The 3295-nt window shown below is 43.6% G+C and carries 1 protein-coding gene; it reads right to left on the bottom strand.

The window, feature by feature from the left end:
- Nucleotides 1–41 precede the first annotated feature (41 nt).
- Nucleotides 42–2969, bottom strand: a complete 2928-nt coding sequence (locus KGY70_19515; GenBank protein MBS3777392.1) for an FAD-binding protein — start codon at nt 2967–2969, stop codon at nt 42–44.
- Nucleotides 2970–3295: the final 326 nt, after the last annotated feature.

Genomic DNA, 3295 nt, shown 5'->3' on the forward strand with positions numbered 1-3295 from the left:
TTTTATGATGTATTCTTATTGATTCAACTACAATAGAACAGTTATTTCAAAGCATGGTATAAAACTTCCACCGGATGCCATGCCTTTCGGGAAGTACCGTCCATAATCTGGTGCCGGCAGCTTGTGCCTGGTGCAGCAATAATGGTTTGCTGATCCGCGGCTCTTACGGCTGGAAACAGAACCAGCTCCCCTATTTTCATAGATATGTCATAATGTTCCTTCTCATAACCAAAAGAGCCGGCCATTCCGCAGCAACCGGATGGAATTTCTTCAACGGAATGGTTTTCAGGAAATGACAGGATAAAACGCGTTGGGTCAGTGGAAGCTACTGCTTTTTGCTGACAATGGCCGTGGAGCAGCACTTCGGTATGCGCATCAGTGAACTGGTCTTTCCTGATGTTGCCTTTTTCCATTTCGCGAGCCAGGAATTCATCAATCATATAGGCGTGATTGCCAAGCTGCCGGGAAATTTCTTTATTTTCAGAGGTTGCCAGATCGGGATATTCATCGCGGAAGGCCAAAATAGCAGAAGGCTCTATGCCTATGAGCGGCGTATCTTCGGTAATCATATCCTTTAACAATCCGAGGTTCCGGTTGGCAATTTTTTTTGCCTTTCTAACAAGGCCCTTTGACAAGTAAGCTCGGCCACTTTCCAGATGTCGGGGTATGATGACCTCATAACCCAGGCGGCTAAGCAACTGTATTGTCTTAATACCAATATCCGTGTCGTTAAAATTGGTAAATTCATCGTTGAATAAATAGACCTTTCCGTTATCAGGAGATTTTCCATTCAAGTCTTTCACATATTGCTTCATCCAATGATTAAGCGTTTGTTTTTGCAACAGGGGCATGCTGCGTTTTGTTGCAAAACCCACGGTTCTGTTTATTAAACCTGAAGCCGTACGGTTGTTCATGAAAAAATTATACAATCCCGGCCAGAGCGAACCCAACCGGTTTAAACGGGTAATATTGGCAACCATCCGGGTCCTTAAGGGAATACCATGGGAATCGTAATAGTGTTGAAGGAATTCGGCTTTGAGTCTGGCAACATCCACATTGGAAGGGCATTCTGTTTTACAAGCTTTACAGGAAAGACAAAGGTCCATTACCTGATAGATCTCTTTGTGGTTAAACCGGTTTTTCTTTTGGGAATAGGTCAAAAATTCCCTTAGAATGTTGGCCCTTGCCCTTGTAACGTCATTTTCATTTCTTGTGGCCATATAACTGGGACACATGGTTCCCCCGGTCAGCTCGGTTTTCCGGCAATCCCCGCTACCGTTACATTTTTCAGCAGCCCTCAAAATGCCACCTGTATCTGAAAAATCAAATACAGTTGGAATATCAGGAACTTCCAGGCCAGGAGGAAATCTGAGGCTTTCATTCATTGGAGGCACATCCACGATCTTTCCGGGATTGAATATTTCTCCCGGGTCCCATGCATGTTTAACTTCTTTAAGCAATTCATAATTCTTTTCACCCAGGATGATGGGAATGAATTCCCCCCGTAGCCTGCCGTCTCCATGTTCCCCGCTAAGGGAGCCATTGTATTTTTTTACCAGATGTGCGATTTCCCGCCCAATGGTGCGGAACATTTCCGCATCCTTCGGATCTTTAAGGTTCAAAATGGGGCGAAGATGCAGTTCTCCGGAACCGATGTGGGCATAGAACACACAATCGAGGTTATAATGGTTGAGTATTTTCTGGAAATCCGCCATGTAATCAGGTAAAACCTCTACATTCACAGCCGTATCCTCAATAATCGAAACAGGTTTGGCATCTCCTTTCATATTGGAAAGTATTCCCAGTCCCGCTTTTCTCAGGTTCCACACTTTGTTTGCTTCGGGTTCGTGGATCAGGGGATAATAGTACCCATAGCCGGCCTTTTTGAAATCCTTTACCATCTCATCATGAATTGTCTCTATTTCTTCCCTGGAATTCCTGGCAAATTCAATGATCAATATGGCTCCCGGGTCTCCCTTTACAAATTCCCTGTTCTTTTGCTGATCCCTGTTGTTTTTGGTCAGCTCCAGAATATGGTGGTCCATCATCTCTACAGTGCCCGGATTGTGATTCAACGCTATAAGGTTGGCCCGGAAGGCTTCTTCCTTGGTTTTAAAATGGGCCGCGGTAACCGCCTTGTATTTCGGAGGAAGTGGAACCAGGTTCAATTTTATTTCAGTGATAAACATCAGGGTCCCTTCTGATCCGCAGACCAGCTTACTGAAGTTAAACGGATGGGGAGATTGTTCGGAATATACTTCGGAATCCAGCAGCAGATCCAGGGAATACCCTGTATTTCGGCGGTAAATGGATTTATCCGGGTATTCCTTCTTTATTTCCTGCTGATTATCCGGGTCTTTTAAAATATCATGTATGCGCTGATAGATTTTGGACTCCATAGAATTGCCCTGTAACTTTTGCCGGAATTCCTCAGGGCTGAGTGGTCCGAATTCCGTCCCGGAACCATCGCTTAAAAACCCTTTCACAGAAATGGTATGGTGCCTGGTTGTGCCATAAAGAATAGAATGGGCACCGCATGCATTGTTTCCAACCATTCCTCCGATCATGCAGCGATTGGCCGTGGAGGTTTCCGGCCCGAAAAACAATCCGTAATCTTTAAGGAAAAGGTTCAGCTCGTCGAGTATGACACCGGGCTGTACCCTTACCCATTGTTCCTCCGGATTGACTTCCAGGATACTGGTCATATAGCGGGAAACGTCCACCACAATACCGGACCCAACTACCTGTCCGGCCAGGGAAGTACCGGCTGTTCTTGGAATCAGCGAAGTTTCGGTCTTTCGGGCGATGGAAATCAGCTCCCTGATATCGTCCTCGTCTTTGGGTAAAGCAACAGCAACTGGTATTTCACGATAGGCTGAAGCATCGGTGGCATAAAGCAAACGCGTCTTCTTGTCGGTGTAAAAATCCCCTTTCAGGTGGTTTGTGTACTCCTGTATTTTATCATCCATGAGTTATCTGTTTTAAATCGCAAAGACAAAATTAAAAAGAAAACGCTCAAATCATTTCAAATTGCCAATGAAAACCACCGCAGAATTTCCCGATAAAACCCGTTCAGTTTCACTTTTTTTATTACCCAAAAAATTTTTATGTGATGGTATTTTAAGTAATGATATAAATAGACATAGAAATACACTCAATATAAATCATTTATATTTATATATGATTTCAGATCTGTCGAAAATCATAGGGCATAAATTCAGATTGCTTCAAAATAAGGTTCAATCAATCAGACATATAATAATGATAAATTTAACCCGAATTATTCAGGAATAAT

It is taken from the genome of Bacteroidales bacterium, from assembly GCA_018334875.1.
In the GTDB taxonomy this organism is placed as follows: Bacteria; Bacteroidota; Bacteroidia; order Bacteroidales; family UBA12077; genus JAGXLC01.

Coding starts and splice junctions, on each gene's coding strand:
- KGY70_19515 (MBS3777392.1), bottom strand. CDS start 2,969: ATGGATGATAAAATACAGGAGTACACAAACCACCTGAAAGGGGATTTT.